Origin of the sequence: Corynebacterium sp. MSK150 (assembly GCF_030229215.1) — a bacterium.
GTDB lineage: Bacteria > Actinomycetota > Actinomycetes > Mycobacteriales > Mycobacteriaceae > Corynebacterium.
This window is the reverse complement of sequence record NZ_JASPHM010000008.1, coordinates 44,964-61,389: the sequence shown is the minus strand read 5'-3', so window position 1 is coordinate 61,389 and position 16,426 is coordinate 44,964. Positions and strand designations below refer to the sequence as shown.

Here is a 16,426-nt window from a genome sequence, read left to right as displayed (position 1 = left end):
AATCAGGCAGGCGTACCGGTAATCTCCAAGTAAGTGGAGAAAAAATAAGGAGGGTTTAACCCTCCTTATTTTTATTTGCGGGCGAAAAGCCGCCAGCCAAAGAAAAATAGTGCGGACATCACCGTCGCTACGATGAGGAATCTCCAATTGGGTAGGCGGTCATTGACGAGCATCCACAGGGCCATGCCGCCCACGACGGTGCTCAGCCAGACGATGCCGCCTTCCTTCCACTTGCCTTGCGCTTTGGTAGCCAGGATGATGACCCAGCCGATAAGCGCGCCTACGGCCCAGGGCCAAAAGGCATCTATCCAGGTGGAAAAGCTCAAACCGCCGTGGGCGAGACGGGCAGCCACGGCGAAGAGCATCAGGGCGATGATATCGATAATGGGGGCGATTCTCATGCGTTTTCCTTTCGGTTCAAGGCGGCGTAGGTAACGCCCTTGCGGGCATAGTGCCAGAAGTAGATTAGCCAGCCAATGATGGTGATCAAGGCAAAGGAGATAAGGCGGTAGATGATGGCCGCGCCGGTAGCGTCCACCGCGGTCATACCCGTGGCCACAAGAGTGGCGATGATCGCGGCTTCCACCGTACCGAGGCCGGCCGGCGTGACCTGAGCGGAACCGGCCAGCTTAGCGGTGAGATAGGCCAGCGCCACGCCGGCCATCGTCGTGGTGTCCTCGCCAGCGTGCAGGGCGGGCAGGTGGCCGGTAACGGCCCACACGCAGCCCCATAGCGAGACCATGTCGATCAGGCGGTTGGCCAAAGAGTAGAAGGACACCCAACCGAATTGGCGGCGGGTAAGGTGAACTTCCTCCAGATTCTTGACCTGGTCCAAGAGGGCTTCGCGCTTGGAGCCCTTAATGAGCTTTTGGCGGTTGAGCCAGCGCATGATGGTATCCGGATGATTGGTCAGCCAGAAGAGGCCGCCAGAAAGCGCCAGCATGAGCACCAAGGTGCCGATGAGGGACCAGAGCGCCATATCCGCGTTCAGAAAGAGCACGCCGCCCAAGCCAATGAGCACGAGCCACATCGTGGAAATTGCAGAGGACAGCACGAAGAACCAGCCACACAGCATGACGGACGCGCCCCATGTGCGCTGCACATAGAAGGTGAGGATGGCGGAAAAGGCTGGGCCGGCCGGAAGAGTGGTGGACCAGGCATTAGCGGCCAACGTCAGTGCTGCGGTTTCTGCGGCCGGCACCTTGACGCCGCCGGCGCGAATGAGCAAGCGCATGACCTCGCCCATGGCGAGCACCGCCATGATGGATGCGAGGATCACCAGTGCTATCGCGGCCGGGTTGGAATGAGACAGCCGCGAGAAGCCTTCGCGCAGGAAGTCCAGCTCATCGCGGAAGACATAAACCAAGACCAGCAGGACGATGAGCGAGGCGATGAGGCGCAGCCAATTCTTCACTTACTTACCCCCTTCGAGGCGTTGTTTGAGTTCAGTGAAGGGAACAGTCTTGCCGCGGTGCGTCGCACCGCCAGTCAAAGTGGTGGTGGCGTGGCGCAGCCAGCTAGGGGCCCACCAGTTATCCTCGCGCAGCAAGTGCATGACGGCCGGAACGAGGAGCATGCGGACAATGGTGGCGTCGATAAGCAGGGCAAAAATCATGCCGTAGGCAATGTATTTCATCATCACGATATCGGAGAATCCGAAAGCGCCGGAGACCACGATCATGATGAGCGCCGCTGCGGTAATAATGCCGCCGGTATGCGCGGTGCCGGCCGCAATAGACTCGTCGGTGGAAGCACCGCGTCGGCGGGCCTCCACCATGCGGGAGACCAAAAAGACCTCGTAATCGGTGGACAGGCCGTAGACAATGGCGATGATGAGCACCAAAATCGGGCTCATGAGCGGGCCGGGCGTGAAGTTGAGGAAGTCCGAGCCCAAGCCGGCAACAAACATCAGCGTCAAGATGCCCAGCGTTGCGCCCAAGGTCAGCAGTGTCATCACAATGGCCTTGATCGGCAGTACAAAGGAGCCGAAGACTAGGGCCATGAGCAGGAATGTAGCCAGCACCACGTAGAGCGCCATCCACGGCAGCGTGTGGAAGAGTGCATCGAGGGACTCCACCTCCATGGCGGGAGTACCGCCCACGTAGAGGTTCACGCCCTCAGGGGCCTTGACCTTCTCCAGCTCGTGCACGATCTTCGCGTAATCATCGCGGTCTTCAATGCCGGCGGAAAGGACGGTGGTGCCATCCTTCGTGGCGGTCGTCGGCGCCATGGGCTCGGTGAGGCCGTCGAGGCCGCGGACCTGCATGACGACGTCGACAAGCTGCTGGTTCGAGGCATTTTCCACCACGAGCTTGACCGGCTCCGTGCGGAAGGCTGGGAACTCCTCGTTGAATTTATCCTGTGCCACGCGGGTGTCCTGGTCGGGCGGCAGGTAGGACTCGTTGATGCCACCGAAGGTGATGCTCATGACGGGCAGGGTAAGCGCGATGAGCAGGCCGCATACGGCGATGGTCAGCCCGCGGGCATGGCGCATGGCCCAGCGTGGAAGCTTATACCACCAGGTGTCCTGAATAGTGCGAGCCGTCCGCGAGGTACGGCGCACGGACCAGGTATCGATCTTGGGGCCGAGCATGCCAAAAATGGACGGCAGCACGGTGACGGAAAGGAGCGCGGCCAAGCCGACTGCAGAAATGGACCCATAGGCCACGGATTTCAGGAAGGCTTGGGGGAAGAGGAAGAGGCCGGAAAGCGCAACGGCGACCATGGCTGCGGAGAAAACCACAGTTTGGCCGGCTGTTGCGGTGGTGGTGGCCACGGCCTCCTCGGTGGAGCGGCCCTTATCCAGCTCCTCGCGGAAGCGCGAGACCATAAAGAGTCCATAATCGATGGCTAGGCCAAGCCCTAGCAGTGTGACGACGGCCTGGGCAAAGACATTGACCTGCGAGAAACCGGCCAGGATGGACAGGATGCCCAAAGAGCCCAAGATGGAGAGCCCACCGACCACCAGCGGCATGCAGGCCGCGACGACGGAGCCAAAGACCACCAGCAGGAGAATACCTACCAGTGGCAGGGCGGCCTTTTCGGCGCGGGAAATATCGTGGGACATTCCCTCATCAAGAGCATCAGCAACCGCGGTGGCGCCCGCAATCTCCACCGGTGCGGTGGTATCCGTAAGAGCGCCCTCGATGGCGCGGAAATCCTTCAGCGTCTGCTCATCATCGCCTTTCAGGCCGATAGCGGCGAAAGCCAGCGAGTGATCAGCATTGACCAGGTTCGGGTTCTTCGTGTCGAAGTAACTGGTCACCGAGTCAATCTGGTCCGGGTACTCCGATTTCAACTGCGCCAAGTGCTGCTTGGCGGCGTCGAAGTTCTCATCGGGGGAATGGAAGAGCAAGATGACATCGCCGGAGTTATCGCGGCCGAATGCTTCCTGCTCGATCTGGGCCGCGCTTGTCGACGCCGCATTGGGATCCTCCCAGCCCTCCTGGCTCATGCGGTCTTCGAGCTGCAAGCCAAAGCCGATGAAGAGCGCAAGGATTGCGGCGACGATGATGGCGGGGATGAGCCGGCGGTGCGCATAGGAAAAGCGTCCCCATTTTTCAAACATTGGGGCAGCCTCCTAGCGGTTATTAAGCAGCGCAGCCAGGGGACGGAATGGCTGCAGCCATGCACCACCCTCAGGCAGATTATCCAGGTTCACGCGCGGTAGCGGCTCGCGGAATACACCCTCGATATCTTCCAGGTCCACAAAATTGATATCTGCGTGGCCTACGGCCCACGCGGCATGCTCATGGAAACCGAGGACCGTCACTGGAAGGCCTTCCGCGATGAGCTTTTCCAAAGGCTCCTGGAAATTCTGGCCATCGGCGGAGGCAACAATCACGCCAGCTAGATCCTCACGGAGGCTTTCGATGTGGTCGAGCATATCCGGATCTACGTCGTCGTCTTCGTGGATCTTGGGCTTGGCAAAAACGCCGAAGCCCACGTTGCGGATGGCTTCAACCCATGGGCGGATGACATCGGCGCCGCCCGGGGTGACATTAGTAAAGACATCGGCGCGTGGCTCCGCATCAACGTCCTGGGCAAGGTGTACCAGCCAGCGGCCGATGGCGTCGAAGCGCGGGCGGTGTGCGGCGGTGGGGCGGCCACCGAGCAGAGAGCCTAAGCCCATGTCCATATTGGGCGCATCCCAGACAAGTAGGTAGGTGCTCATTTATTTCTTCTCCCAGAGATACTCCGTGATGACGTGTTCTTTATCTAGGCCCTTGCCCTCAAACTTGGTGATGACCTGACGGTCCACCAACTGCGGGCACTCTGGCCACGGCCAACCCTTGTAATCCAGGCTCGGCTCTACGTCCACAAGCTCATCGATCCACTCGGCGTATCCGGCGTGGTCGGTAGCAACGTGCAGCACGCCGCCCTTCTTCAGGCGGGAAGCAAAAAGATTGAGTGTTCCCGACTGGATGATTCGGCGCTTATGGTGGCGGGCCTTTGGCCAGGGATCCGGGAAGAAGACGCGGATGCCATCAAGGGATTCCGGAGCAAACATGCGCACCATGACCTCGATGCCATCGCCGCGAATCATGCGGATATTGTCGATGCCTTCGCGCTCGATCTGGCCCAGTAGCTTGGCCAAGCCCGGCTTGTAGAGTTCGACGGCGATGATATTGGTATCGGCTTCCTTCGGCGCCATGGCGGCGGTAGAGGTACCCGTGCCGGATCCGATTTCCACGATGGTCTTGGCGCCGCTGCGGCCAAACCAGGCGTCGAGGTCAATGACCTCGTCTTCCAGTGTGCGGCCTAGTTCTGGCCAGCGCTTTTCAAAAAGCTCATGCTGATTTTCGGTCAGCGTGCCGCGGCGGAAGGTGACGTTGCCTAGGCGTGGGTAGTCGAGCTCGTTGTTGAATACGGCATTGAAGTCGGTCTGTGGCGGGCGACCTGGAGGCATTTCTCCAGCGCGGGTGTTTTGAGAGTTATCTGTGTTATTCATTGCGGCCTATTTTTCCCTGCTTAGCCCTGCCAAGCAATACGCCGCGCCGTGGGTCACGTGTGGCGAGGTCAATCCGGGTATAACCAGTGGTCCCGGTTGGGGGTGGAAGATGATCGTTTTGATTGCCGCTGGGGAGGGTAATAGACCCCCAGACAGGGGGATGGGAAAAGGCGATTTTTAACACAGTATCTGTGGTTGCGCTTGGTGAAGTTCTGGTAAACGCGGTGGATATAACCGGTGTGACAAAATCTGCGCAAATTATTCGGACAAGCACGTTAATCTTGAGGTGAAAGGCACAGTTGGGGATTTATTTCCCCAATTTTCATACCCACCCTCAGGAGAATTACTAATGACCGCCACTATCCCAGGGCTCGTCGGAGAGCTGCCGACTAAAAACGAAAAGCTTATCGGCTGGATCAGCGAGAACGTTGAGCTCTTCCAGCCGGACCAGGTGGTCTTTGTAGACGGCTCCCAGGACGAGGCTGACCGTTTGGCCGCAGAGCTGGTGGAAAAGGGCACGCTTATCAAGCTGAATGAGGAAAAGCGCCCTAATTCCTACCTGGCTCGCTCCAACCCTTCCGACGTTGCCCGTGTGGAATCCCGCACCTTCATCTGCACCGAGCACGAAGATGGCGCTGGTCCTACTAATAACTGGGCACCGCCTGCTGCGATGAAGGAGGAGATGACGGAAGCATTCCGTGGTTCCATGAAGGGCCGCACCATGTACGTGGTTCCCTTCTGCATGGGTCCGATTAGCGATCCGGAACCGAAGTTGGGCGTGCAGTTGACTGACTCCGCCTATGTGGTGCTCTCCATGCGCATCATGACCCGTATGGGTGCGGAAGCCTTGGACAAGATTGGTACCGACGGCGATTTCGTCCACGCCCTGCACTCCGTGGGTGCCCCACTAGAGCCGGGCCAGGAAGATGTTGCGTGGCCGTGCAATGACACCAAGTACATCACCCAGTTCCCTGAAACCAAGGAAATCTGGTCCTACGGCTCCGGATACGGCGGCAACGCCATCCTGGCGAAGAAGTGCTACGCGCTGCGCATCGCTTCTGTCATGGCCAAGGAAGAAGGCTGGATGGCTGAGCACATGCTCATCCTGAAGCTCACCAATCCAGAAGGTAAGAAGTACCACGTTGCAGCCGCCTTCCCCTCGGCGTGCGGCAAGACCAACTTGGCCATGATTACCCCGACCATTCCGGGCTGGAAGGCTGAGGTCGTCGGTGACGATATTGCCTGGCTGCACCTGCGCGAGGACGGCCTTTACGCAGTTAACCCGGAAAACGGTTTCTTCGGCGTGGCCCCTGGTACCAACTACGGTTCCAACCCGATTGCCATGCAGACCATGGAGCCGGGCAACACCATCTTCACCAACGTTGCGCTTACCGACGACGGCGATGTCTGGTGGGAGGAGATGTCCAAGGAGGCGCCAGAGCACCTCATCGACTGGACCGGCGAAGACTGGACTCCGGAATCTTCTACAAAGGCAGCGCACCCGAATTCTCGTTACTGCGTTCCGATTTCTCAGTGCCCGAGCGCCGCTCCGGAGTACGACGACTGGCAGGGCGTGAAGATCGACGCCATCCTCTTCGGTGGCCGCCGCAAGACCACCGTTCCGCTGGTAACCCAGGCCTTCGACTGGAACCACGGCACCATGATCGGTGCCCTGCTGGCTTCCGGCCAGACCGCTGCAGCAGAGGGCAGCGTCGGCACCCTGCGCCACGATCCGATGGCTATGCTGCCGTTCATTGGCTACAACGCTGGTGACTACTTGCAGCACTGGATCGATATGGGTGAAAAGGGTGGCGACCGCATGCCGTCTATCTTCCTGGTTAACTGGTTCCGCCGTGGCGACGACGGCCGCTTCCTGTGGCCGGGCTTCGGCGAGAACTCCCGCGTGCTCAAGTGGATCATTGACCGCATTGAGGGCAACGTTGAGGCTGAGGAAACCGTCGTGGGCCACACCGCCCGCGCCGAGGATATCGACCTCGAGGGCATCGACTTCGATATCGAGGACGTTCGCGCCGCTCTTGCCGTCAACCCGAAGGACTGGGAAGGCGATATGCAGGATAACGCCAGCTACCTCAACTTCCTGGGCTCCCGCGTCCCGTCCGAGGTGTGGGACCAGTTCCACGCCCTGAAGGAGCGCGTAGAAAACGCCTCTTAAGAACCAGGCTTAACTAGCCCCCAGCGACGTCAGCGTTGTTGGGGGCTACATTTGTAACACCAACGTCAGGTTAGACACCGCAAACTCCCGCACCCCTGGTACACGGGTGAGCCACCAAGCCCAGCTGGGATGGTAGCGGGGGAAGGCGAGTTTGAGCGCGCCGGTGCTCTTAGCCCAGGCAAGGCCGGCGGAGCAGGGGACGTCGAAAAGCGAGGTGCCAAAGACATTCTTGGGCGGATGGCCGTGGCGGCGGGTATAGCGGTCGCGGGCAAACTCGCCGCTAATGTAGTGCTCCCACAGGCCGGTCTCGTGGCCGCCAAAGGGGCCAAGCCACACCGTGTAGCTCAGGATGGTGAGGCCACCGGGGCGGGTTACGCGCAGCATCTCCTCGCCCATATCCCAGGGATTGGGGATGTGCTCAGCCACGTTAGAGGAATAGACCACGTCAAAGGAATTATCGGCAAAGGGCAGGTTGGTGCCATCGCCGCGCACGGAATTGCTCAAGTGGATACCGGCCGCCGACATTTCGCCCGCATCCGGCTCCAATCCCACGTAGCGGGCGCCGCGCCGGGCAAAGGCGTCCGCAAAATAGCCTGGGCCGCCGCCGACATCGAGCACCCGTGCCCCAGAAAGCTGCACGCCCAGGTCGCGGCCGAGGTTCTCCACCAGCGCGGCCGTATCCTCCGCGAGCCCGCCGTAAAAAATCTCCGGGTGCGTCTGCTCAAAGCGGAAGGAACGCAGCAGCTGAATGGAGCGGCGGAGCGTGGCCATCTCACGGGTATGTCTCATAACCCACTAGGCTAATACCTCACGATGAAGATTCTTTTACTATGCTGGCGCGATTCCACCCACCCGCAAGGCGGTGGCTCGGAGCGCTATTTGGAGCGCGTGGGCGAGTACCTGGCAGCCCAGGGCCACGAGGTGGTCTTTCGCACCTCCAAGCACATGAATGCCGCGCGCCGGGAGGTGCGCGACGGCGTGCGCTATAGTCGCGGCGGCGCCAAATTTGGCGTGTATCCGCGTGGTTGGGCGGCGATGCTGGCCGGCCGCCTGGGGCTGGGGGACCTGCGCGGAGTGGATGCGGTGATTGATACACAAAATGGCATCCCCTTCTTCGCTCGCCTGGTGTCTGGAGCACCGACGGTGCTGCTTACTCACCATTGCCACCGCGAACAGTGGCCGGTGGCAGGTCCACTCCTCGGCCGGCTCGGTTGGTTCCTCGAGTCCCGGGTGGCCCCGCGCGTGTATCGCGGCGCTCCCTATGTCACCGTGTCTGAGGCCTCCCGTGAGGATTTAGAGGCGCTGGGCATTAAGGGCGCGCACATCATCGCCAATGGCCTGGACCCGGTTCCGGACCATGTTCCTTCCCTGGAACGAGAGGCCGAGGTGCACCTGGTCACGCTCTCGCGCCTAGTGCCACATAAGCAGATCGAGCATGCCATGGATACGGTGGCGCAGACCCCGGGCGCGGTCCTGGACGTCATCGGCTCCGGCTGGTGGGAGGCTAACCTGCGCGCCTATGCCGAGGAGCATGGGGTAAGCGATCGCGTGCGCTTCCGCGGCCAGGTGACCGAGGACTATAAGCACGCTTTGCTGGCCCGTGCCGATGCCCTGCTGATGCCCTCGCGCAAAGAGGGGTGGGGTTTGGCAGTAATGGAGGCGGCCCAACATGGAGTCCCCACTGTAGGTTATACATTTGGCCTGCGTGACAGCGTTATTAACGGCAAGACCGGCATCCTGGTAGAGCGCGAAGAGGACTTCGTGGCGGCCACCAAGCAGCTGCTTGCCGACGCCCCACTGCGCCGCACCCTCGGCTCCAACGCGCGGGATTTTGCCGCTAGCTTCTCGTGGGAGAAGACCGGCGAGCAGTTCGCGGAATTGCTGCAAGGGCTAGTAGCGGACACGCCATCCACAAAGCGGTAAGCGCCCACGGAACCTGCGGCCGCGGCGCGTTCGTTTCCGCGGCTATGGCACCGTCCACCACGACTACGCCAATGCCGATCTCGGCCAACCGGTCCATATCGTGCTCTTCCCACGCGCGCAGTGCCGCGCGGTACTGCGGCGAGGCTTGGTCCACCACGGTCCCGTCCACGCTCAATTCTCCCGATTCCACCATGGCTACCGCCTTGGAATAGGGGTCGACGGCCACGCCGCCGGGAACCTCCACGAGGTTGGCGCGGTCTGGGAAGAAGGCCACTCGGCCGTCAATCGCGCGCACCAACTGCTCATCTATCCCCGTATCCCGCGGCGCGAACACTGCGAGGCGTCCCGGAACGGGCAGCAGCTGCACGGTCGCAGCCACGGTTGCCAGTGCCGCTGGCAGATTCGGCAGCGCCCCCAGCGAGGCCACATAGAGCGGCAACGCCAACATGGTCAGTTTCCCGCTATCGCGCAGCAGCGCCGCCCCCGGTACGTGATCGATGGACCACACCAGCGCGCCGGGAACCAGCCAGAAGAACATCGCCCCGCCAAGCCCCATCGCCGCGAGGACGCTTAACCGCGCGGGAACCCGCCACGCCCCGAGCAAGGCGATGACTGCCACGATGACACCGCACACAGCGAACCCGATGGCCGCTTCCGCATTCCATATGCCGCCGAGTCGCAGCAGCGCGCCCGCGGTGCCGACGTAGTCTTCCGCCCGCGGGCCAAACGCGGCCACCGCCGCTGCGGTATCGCCGGGTGCGGCGGGATTGAACATGCCCGGAATGGCCCACGGCAAACACAAGATCACGCCGCCGAGGGCTACCCGCTTGCGGCAGGTCACCGCCGCGGTCACCACGGCAAAGAGACCACCCGTAGGGGTAAGCGATGCTCCCCACATAGCTAGCCACGCCACCCAGCTGCGTTGTTTTCCTGCCCACGCGATGACCGGCAGCAGCCACGCAGCCACCGCAAGCGACCACTGGCCCTGCAAGAGACGCTCGATGACGAAGGGATTGGCCACCGCCACCGCCATCGCGCTCACCGCGGCGACTGTAGAGCGTGCCCAGCGCGCCGCGGTGAGCGCGGAGGACGCGGCGGCGGCAAAAATGAGCACCCGTGCCGCCCACGCGCCGCCTACGAGAGCAAGGAAACCGTCTTGCGGTGCGTTGCGGGCAGGCAGACTGCCGCCGCCAAAGGCAGAAGGGGAAAGCGCCGGATGGTCAAGCAATGCCATATCGCGCCACAAGAACTCGCCGGGCAAAGCAAAGGGCCAGCACACCGCGGCCACGAGGAGGACGCCCCATGCGAGGAGTAAAAGACGCCTAGCCTTCACGATGGCGGCGCATGTACATATAGGCAGCACAGAGCAATAGACCAACGCCGATAGCCTTGCCGGCCCAGCCGACCACCATCAAGGCGCGAATGGTGCGAATGACCGGACGCACCTCATTCAGGCGCTCCGCCCGGGTCTCATCGGACCAGCGCAAATCGGCGGCAAAGATGGAACGGTCCTCTGTATCATCATTCGCCACCATGGTGCCGGCCTGCTTTTCGTCCGCGGCGAAGAAGATTTTGATGTTCTCGCGCAGGTCCACCATGGTGCCGGTGGTGGGCTCGACGGAGATATCGCGGCCGATGGTGTAGAAGGGCTCCACCGTGACCCGGTCAGTGGCATCTAGGCCGAGGAGTTCGCGCGACTCGGCGTCGTAGAACCGCTTCGCCGGCCCGGAGATGCGGAAATCCTTGGCCGCTAGTTGCTTATCGCCGGTGCCGGTATCGACCTCGGCGGTAATGCTTTTGCGCATATCAGCCAAGGAAATGGGCTGGATATCGTGGTGGAAAGAATAGGTAGGGATACCGTCGAGCCTTTCCATCGTGGTGAAGTCCACCGCCGTGGAGGATTGCGTCGCTAGATCGAAAAACGGATAGGAGCGCTGCTCGGTACCGGAGGGAAAGAAGTAGTTGATTCCATCGCGCTCGAAGTCGGTACGGGCCATGCCGGTATCCAGCGCCGGTAGGACAAAGTCCCATTTATCCTTTGGCGCAGCGACTGGGTAGGTGGACTCGCGGTTCAACACGGAATGCTCCGTGATTTGGGCAAGGGGAGTATTGCCGGCGAGCAGGCGAGAGAGCGAATCGGAGTTAGCGAGCGCATCATCTTCTGCCACCTCAGAGGTGGTGGTATTGCGCTCGATAGTGAGCAGGTCGTGGTGCAGATAGCACCACATGGGTGCCTGCTTTTCTTGGCACTGCGGGTCCTTGCTATCGCCAGAGGCTTTGGCCCCGGCGATGAACTCGGGCGCTTCCATCCACACCCCGGCCGACGGCGCGGTGACGGTGTTGATGTTTTGGTCGAAGGCCAGCGGCCGAGTCTGATTGTTATACAGCGGCGGCACCACGGTGCCCAGCACCAAAAAAATGACGGCGGCAATGACAACCCACGCCAGTGGCGAGCGTGGCCAAAGGTAGCGTTTCATTGCAGTAATATGTCCAATCAGTTTCAGGTCGATCCGGGGTTAGGAGCAAGCGTGCAGCCGCAGGCATCTGTGAAAAGCGTACCCCAGCATCTGCCGGAGCTAGACGGTCTACGCGCGGTCGCCTCCCTTGGAATCATTGTTACCCACGTGTCTTTTCAGACCGGAACCGGGTGGGGCTTTGCGGGGCGCTTCGACTTTTTTGTCGCCGTTTTCTTTGCCCTTAGCGCCTTCCTCTTGTGGCGTCGCCGCGGCTTGCACACCTTATCCGGCTACGGGCGCTCGCGCGTGGCGCGCCTGTTACCGGCATATTATGCCTGCGTGGTGGCGGTGATGCTCCTGCTTCCCGACGCCCACTCGCTCACCCTCACCCAACTGCTGAGCAACCTCACCTCCACCCAGATTTATGTGGTGGACGGGCTAGCGCCGGGGCTTACCCACCTGTGGTCGCTATGCGTGGAGTTCTTCTTCTACCTTGCCTTGCCTTTGTTGGTGTGGCTCCTCGGTACGCTGCCGCGGCGCTGGCGGGTAGCAGCCATCGCGCTGGGCGCCGTTGTTAGCTGGGCCTGGGGTTTTGTTCCCTTTGTGGCCGATTACGCCAAGGATCAGGTCAATTCGCAGATTTGGCCGCCGGCATATGCTTCGTGGTTTGCCGTGGGAATGCTGGCCGCGGAATGCGAAGAGGCCGGTGTTAGCCGGCGCGTGCAACGCGTGCTGCGGCCGCGCTGGGCATGGTGGCTCGTGGCAGCGGTGGTGCTGTGGATTTCCAGCCGTGAGTGGTTCGGGCCGCAGGGGCTGGTGCATCCAGAGCCAGGTGAATTTTCCCGCCGGATCATTGCGGGAGCGGCCTTTGCCGCAGTCGTGGTGATACCGGTAGCGCTCGCCCCACGGGATAAGTCTTGGCTGACCAGCCCGCTCATGCAAGCACTGGGCGCGTGGTCCTATTCCATCTTCTTATGGCATGTGGCCATTCTGGGACTAGCGTTTCCGCTTACCGGGGTGCCGCTGTTTAGCGGGAAGCCCCTGGACTTTTGGGTGATTTTGGCTGTAACGGTGGTGGCCACCGTGGTGGTCTCGGCCGCGAGCTATACGCTCATCGAGCGTCCCGGCCGGGATCTTCTCCTCGGTCGGAGGCGAAAAGACAGGCCACGCCCGCGGCACACAAGCAGCTAAGCAGGAGCGAATCGCCCGCATAGGATCCTGATGTCCACGGCGCGCGGGCGAGGATCGCCCCGGCCGCCGCCACGACACCGGGCGCGAGGTAGGCGCGCGGGATGGTGGTCCAGCGCAGCACTAACCAAGCGGCAATGGCCGCGACCGCGGCCGGCCAGCCGGTGAGGGCCAGCGCGCCGAGTGCGACCACGGCCGAAGCGGCACCGCCGCGCGGCGCGCGCCAAGCAGGCTGGGACGGGCGCCGCGCGGCCGCCAGGATGCACAGGCCGAGGGCAAGTAACCCCAGCGCACCGCCGAAGAGGAGGGTGGCGCGGTAAACCGGTTGGGCGCTAAAGGTGATGCGGAAGTCACCGGAGCGGCCGGCCGGAATGACAAAAGCTTGGGTGGCCGCATCGATCTCGCGCGGGGCGAGCTCTTCCTCGCCTAGGTAGCCGCGCAGGCCCTTATTGAAGGCGCGACCGGTGACCAAGAGGCGATCCTCATCAGCGGCTGCAATCGAGTACCCGGTGGGCTCGGAGGAGCCCGCTGGTTGCCAGCCCTCCTCGCGCAGGCTTACCCACGGCCCCGTGGTGCGCACGCGGTGCGTGCCAGGGCTGAGGGTGAGGGATTCGCCGGGGGAGTAGCGGTGGGCGTCGATAAGCACGGGCTTGGTGGAATCCACCGTCACGCGCATGGGGCGCGGCGCCGTGAAATCGCGGATGAGCACGCCGGTATCCTGCAGCATGCGCTGGAAGAAGAATTGGTGCACGTCAGGGGAGGTATCCGGGACGGTCACCACACGCTCGACCGGCTGGCCTTTCACCCCTAACTCCGCGATGCCGGTGCGGTGGGATAACTCCACGCGGATGGACTCGGTATCGCCACCGGGAACGCGGACTTCCTGCGAGCGGAAGGGCTGTAAGTCCACGTCTACGGCCGCGCTGCCAGAGCGCACGGTTACCGTGGTGGCGCTGGTGGCCATGAGCTTGAGGCGCGGCTGGGTGAATTCGCCGCGCAGTTCAATCCACCCGGCATCATCGCCCGGCGCGGGCCACCAGGCGGTGGAGTTCTCCCCGTCCACGGCGGCCGTGGCGGACTTTTCCGGCTGGGCTCCGCCAAAGGCGGTGGCATCGGCGGCCGAGGAGGAGACCGCTACCGAACCGCCGTGGGTTTCCACCTGGGTAAGCGGCCCAGCGGAGGGATAATCGCGCAGACGGTTATTCACGTGGCTGGGGTCGTCCGCGGCCATGGGCGCGGAGATGGGGCCATCGAGGGTGCCGTAGTTGCGGTCCGTGAGTGTCGGGGTATCGGTGACGATATCGGCGTCGCGATCGACGAGCTGGCGGGTGGTGGGGGTGGAGTGGGCGTCGAGAAGCGCCAAGGCTTCCCCGCCGCCGGCCACGCGCACTGGGTCCGTGGGCCCTAAGGACATGCCGGCGTGGTTGAGCAGGATGACATCGACTTCGCCGAAGCGATGGACTTCGCCGCCAAACTTGCTGGCCAGGGCCTCGTCCTCGCCGGTGAAGAGATCGTGGCGCACCATGACCGCGCCGATGCCCAGGCGCTGCAGGGAGCGCACGCCGGTAGCCGGATCTTCCTTGAGTGCGGCCATGACGCCGTCGAGCCCGCGGATGGCCTCTGGCGGCACGAGCGGAATGGCATCGCGCACGGCCCAAGGGACATCGAGCAGCGGCTGGGCCGGCTCGTCGCGCGTCCACCCCCAGGTCTGCCGGGCGAAGGACGCCTCTGGGTAGATAAGCGTGCGGGTATCGGCGGCATGGGTATTGATAAAGTCCGTGGCCTCGTGCCAGTAGGAGGGCACCTCTTTATAGGCGCCCAGCGGCAGCAAGCGCTGTGACCATGCCGGGGAGACCACCGCGATGCACAACAGCAGCGTCAGTGCACCCACCGTCTGCCTCTTGGTGGGGCGCAAACTCCTCGGTAGTGGAAGATGGGCGCAGGCGCGCGCCACGCCTAACAGCAGCGGGATGCGCACCAGCGGATCGAATTTATGCAGGTTGCGCAGCGCGGCCAGCGGTCCATCGAGCGCATCGAGGTACCACGCCACCTGGCAGCCCAGCACAGCGATGCCCACCACCAGCATGACGGACCACACGCGCGGCAGCTTGGTGAGCCCGTACATGCCCACGGCTGCGATTCCCATGGTGAACAGCACAAAGAAGGACTCGGTGGCTAGCTCATAGCCGGCAACGCGCTCGGTATCGACAAACGGCGTCCAGCTCGTGGTGCCGCGCAGAATCTCTGGCAAGTTGAGCCAGCGCGTGGTCACGCGCGCGGATTCGATGAATTCCGTAAACGGCGGGGCATAGCGGCCTAGCACGACGAGCGGGCCGATCCACCACGCCGATACCGCCAGGCAGCCTAAGAGCCAGGCCGCGCCGGGCGTGAAGGCGCGGCGGTAGAGCAGGATTACAGCGGCCGGGATACACGCCGCGATGGTCGCGGTGGCATTGACCGCACCCATCAGCGCCACCGGGATGGTGGCCGCGGCGGCATCGCGCCAGGTGAGCTTGGTGTTGAGGAAGGGCAGGATAACCCAGGGAGCGAGCATGACCGGCCAGGTCTCAGAAGAAATGGCGGTCAGGGTAGAAAGCGCGCGAGGCGAGAACGCGTAGAGCATCGCTGCCACCCAGACCCACCAGCCACGCAGGCCCACCTTGCAAGCGAGCTTATGGAATCCGATGAAGCCGACGCTCAAGACCAGCAACCACCACAGGCGCTGGGCCACCCAATCGGGCAGTGGCTGGGTTAAAACGAAGAAAGGTCCCTGGGGAAAGAGATAGCCATAGGCCTGATTCTGCAGCTGCCCCAGGGTAAAGGTATCCGTATAGGCGCTAAGCGCCCCGCGGAGAAAGTGCAGCGGATTGGCTGCCAGATCATGCTTGGTATCGGCGGCCGTTAACCCCCACGGCTGCACGAGAAGGATGAGCGCTAGGGCAAAAATCCCCAGCGGGTAGGGGCGGGCAAGCCGCCCGCGGAGGGTACGCACACCTAGTTGCGGGATCCGTACTCAGGGCCGCCCAAAACCGCATCGGAAGCAGAAACCGCATTGCCTTCTGGCACGGTATCGGTGCCCGAGAATTGTGCGATGCCGATGATGGTGATGACGCCGAGCGCGATGCCCACAACAGCGCTACCGATGGCAGGGCCAAGGGTGCGCTTGTTCAAAGAATCGGTTTCCAGAGCCATGGCTAAAGATACTAGCAGCTATTTAGAAGTATTCTGCCTCATCATCGTCCGCGTCATCTTCGTTTTCCTGCGGCACGATGAAGACGGGAAGGCCGGCATTGCGCACAATCTGGTCGGCGGTGGAGTTGGTCCACCACGCGCGGAACCCGGTCAGGGCGCGGGTACCGGTCACGATGACGTCCACGTCCAGCTCATGCGCGGCATCAATGATGGCGGAGGAGATGGTGGTGGCGGATTCCACCAGGTGGGCACGGCCGGCTAGGCCCAGGCTTTCGGCCAGCTCGATGCCTTGGCGACAAATCTTTAGCGCCTCCTCATAGGCCGGATCCTCTTCGACGCGGTCCGGGGAAACGGTGGACTGGTGCATTCCGGTGCGGCTGACGGCGCGTGCGGTCTGCCGGGCTACCGGCTCCCAGGCGGTGAGGATTTCTACCGTGGTGGGCCGCAGCAGCTGGGCCGCGTACTCGAGGGCGCGGCCGGCTCGTTCGGTGCCATCGTAGGCAATTAGCATTGTCTCGCCGTTACTCATGTCACTAGTCTACC

The 16,426-nt window shown here is 62.5% G+C and carries 14 protein-coding genes; 3 read left to right on the top strand and 11 right to left on the bottom strand.

The window, feature by feature from the left end:
• Window positions 1–71 precede the first annotated feature (71 nt).
• Genes QP941_RS06505 through trmB form a run of 5 tightly spaced genes read right to left on the bottom strand, consistent with a single transcriptional unit; the run spans window position 72 to window position 4,951 of the window.
• Window positions 72–401 (bottom strand): DUF3054 domain-containing protein, encoded by a 330-nt coding sequence (locus QP941_RS06505; protein WP_284868435.1) that lies wholly within the window; start codon window positions 399–401, stop codon window positions 72–74.
• Window positions 398–1,414: a lysylphosphatidylglycerol synthase transmembrane domain-containing protein gene (locus QP941_RS06500; RefSeq protein ID WP_284868434.1), complete on the bottom strand. Its 1,017-nt coding sequence runs from the start codon at window positions 1,412–1,414 to the stop codon at window positions 398–400. Before QP941_RS06500 ends, QP941_RS06505 begins: the two co-directional genes overlap by 4 nt.
• Window positions 1,415–3,568, bottom strand: a complete 2,154-nt coding sequence (locus QP941_RS06495; RefSeq protein ID WP_284868433.1) for an MMPL family transporter — start codon at window positions 3,566–3,568, stop codon at window positions 1,415–1,417. It abuts the gene before it with no gap.
• 12 nt (window positions 3,569–3,580) lie between these two features.
• Window positions 3,581–4,174 (bottom strand): NYN domain-containing protein, encoded by a 594-nt coding sequence (locus tag QP941_RS06490; RefSeq protein ID WP_284868432.1) that lies wholly within the window; start codon window positions 4,172–4,174, stop codon window positions 3,581–3,583.
• Window positions 4,175–4,951, bottom strand: a complete 777-nt coding sequence (trmB, locus tag QP941_RS06485) for a tRNA (guanosine(46)-N7)-methyltransferase TrmB (protein WP_284769121.1) — start codon at window positions 4,949–4,951, stop codon at window positions 4,175–4,177.
• Between the two features lie 349 nt (window positions 4,952–5,300).
• Here trmB and QP941_RS06480 point away from each other — a divergent pair, with 349 nt between their 5' ends.
• The gene (locus QP941_RS06480) at window positions 5,301–7,124 is read left to right on the top strand and encodes a phosphoenolpyruvate carboxykinase (GTP) (RefSeq protein ID WP_284868431.1); all 1,824 of its coding nucleotides are present in this window, start codon (window positions 5,301–5,303) and stop codon (window positions 7,122–7,124) included.
• 45 nt (window positions 7,125–7,169) lie between these two features.
• Here QP941_RS06480 and QP941_RS06475 read toward each other — a convergent pair whose 3' ends face one another.
• Window positions 7,170–7,913: a class I SAM-dependent methyltransferase gene (locus QP941_RS06475; protein WP_284868430.1), complete on the bottom strand. Its 744-nt coding sequence runs from the start codon at window positions 7,911–7,913 to the stop codon at window positions 7,170–7,172.
• A gap of 24 nt (window positions 7,914–7,937) precedes the next feature.
• Here QP941_RS06475 and QP941_RS06470 point away from each other — a divergent pair, with 24 nt between their 5' ends.
• The gene (locus QP941_RS06470; RefSeq protein ID WP_284868429.1) at window positions 7,938–9,047 is read left to right on the top strand and encodes a glycosyltransferase family 4 protein; all 1,110 of its coding nucleotides are present in this window, start codon (window positions 7,938–7,940) and stop codon (window positions 9,045–9,047) included.
• Here QP941_RS06470 and QP941_RS06465 read toward each other — a convergent pair.
• Both QP941_RS06465 and QP941_RS06460 read right to left on the bottom strand, forming a co-directional pair.
• Window positions 8,962–10,380, bottom strand: a complete 1,419-nt coding sequence (locus tag QP941_RS06465) for an MmpA family trehalose lipid delivery protein (protein WP_284868428.1) — start codon at window positions 10,378–10,380, stop codon at window positions 8,962–8,964. The two genes, QP941_RS06470 and QP941_RS06465, sit on opposite strands and share 86 nt — an antisense overlap.
• Window positions 10,370–11,524, bottom strand: coding sequence for a porin PorA family protein (locus QP941_RS06460; protein ID WP_284868427.1), 1,155 nt, complete (start codon window positions 11,522–11,524; stop codon window positions 10,370–10,372). The genes QP941_RS06465 and QP941_RS06460 overlap by 11 nt, the downstream gene beginning before the upstream one ends.
• Window positions 11,525–11,533: 9 nt before the next feature.
• Between QP941_RS06460 and QP941_RS06455 the strand changes: the two genes are divergently transcribed.
• On the top strand, window positions 11,534–12,694 hold the full coding sequence (locus QP941_RS06455; RefSeq protein ID WP_284868426.1) for an acyltransferase family protein: 1,161 nt from the start codon (window positions 11,534–11,536) through the stop codon (window positions 12,692–12,694).
• On the opposite strand, the gene QP941_RS06450 is transcribed toward QP941_RS06455, so the two are convergent.
• From QP941_RS06450 to QP941_RS06440, 3 genes are read right to left on the bottom strand one after another with little or no spacing between them, the layout of a single operon-like run.
• A complete protein-coding gene (locus tag QP941_RS06450) occupies window positions 12,615–15,683 on the bottom strand; it encodes an alpha-(1->3)-arabinofuranosyltransferase domain-containing protein (RefSeq protein WP_284868425.1) in 3,069 nt (1,022 codons plus the stop codon). The genes QP941_RS06455 and QP941_RS06450 overlap by 80 nt on opposite strands.
• A gap of 2 nt (window positions 15,684–15,685) precedes the next feature.
• Window positions 15,686–15,883 (bottom strand): DUF2613 domain-containing protein, encoded by a 198-nt coding sequence (locus QP941_RS06445; protein ID WP_005325448.1) that lies wholly within the window; start codon window positions 15,881–15,883, stop codon window positions 15,686–15,688.
• A gap of 22 nt (window positions 15,884–15,905) precedes the next feature.
• Window positions 15,906–16,412, bottom strand: coding sequence for a universal stress protein (locus QP941_RS06440; protein ID WP_284769128.1), 507 nt, complete (start codon window positions 16,410–16,412; stop codon window positions 15,906–15,908).
• Window positions 16,413–16,426: the final 14 nt, after the last annotated feature.

What these genes read in the sequence shown, in the direction of transcription:
- QP941_RS06470 (WP_284868429.1), top strand. Translation starts at nt 7,938, where the DNA reads ATGAAGATTCTTTTACTATGCTGGCGCGATTCCACCCACCCGCAAGGC.
- QP941_RS06440 (WP_284769128.1), bottom strand. Translation starts at nt 16,412, where the DNA reads ATGAGTAACGGCGAGACAATGCTAATTGCCTACGATGGCACCGAACGA.
- trmB (WP_284769121.1), bottom strand. Translation starts at nt 4,951, where the DNA reads ATGAATAACACAGATAACTCTCAAAACACCCGCGCTGGAGAAATGCCT.
- QP941_RS06495 (WP_284868433.1), bottom strand. Translation starts at nt 3,568, where the DNA reads ATGTTTGAAAAATGGGGACGCTTTTCCTATGCGCACCGCCGGCTCATC.
- QP941_RS06505 (WP_284868435.1), bottom strand. Translation starts at nt 401, where the DNA reads ATGAGAATCGCCCCCATTATCGATATCATCGCCCTGATGCTCTTCGCC.
- QP941_RS06455 (WP_284868426.1), top strand. Translation starts at nt 11,534, where the DNA reads ATGTCCAATCAGTTTCAGGTCGATCCGGGGTTAGGAGCAAGCGTGCAG.
- QP941_RS06490 (WP_284868432.1), bottom strand. Translation starts at nt 4,174, where the DNA reads ATGAGCACCTACCTACTTGTCTGGGATGCGCCCAATATGGACATGGGC.
- QP941_RS06460 (WP_284868427.1), bottom strand. Translation starts at nt 11,524, where the DNA reads ATGAAACGCTACCTTTGGCCACGCTCGCCACTGGCGTGGGTTGTCATT.
- QP941_RS06445 (WP_005325448.1), bottom strand. Translation starts at nt 15,883, where the DNA reads ATGGCTCTGGAAACCGATTCTTTGAACAAGCGCACCCTTGGCCCTGCC.
- QP941_RS06475 (WP_284868430.1), bottom strand. Translation starts at nt 7,913, where the DNA reads ATGAGACATACCCGTGAGATGGCCACGCTCCGCCGCTCCATTCAGCTG.
- QP941_RS06480 (WP_284868431.1), top strand. Translation starts at nt 5,301, where the DNA reads ATGACCGCCACTATCCCAGGGCTCGTCGGAGAGCTGCCGACTAAAAAC.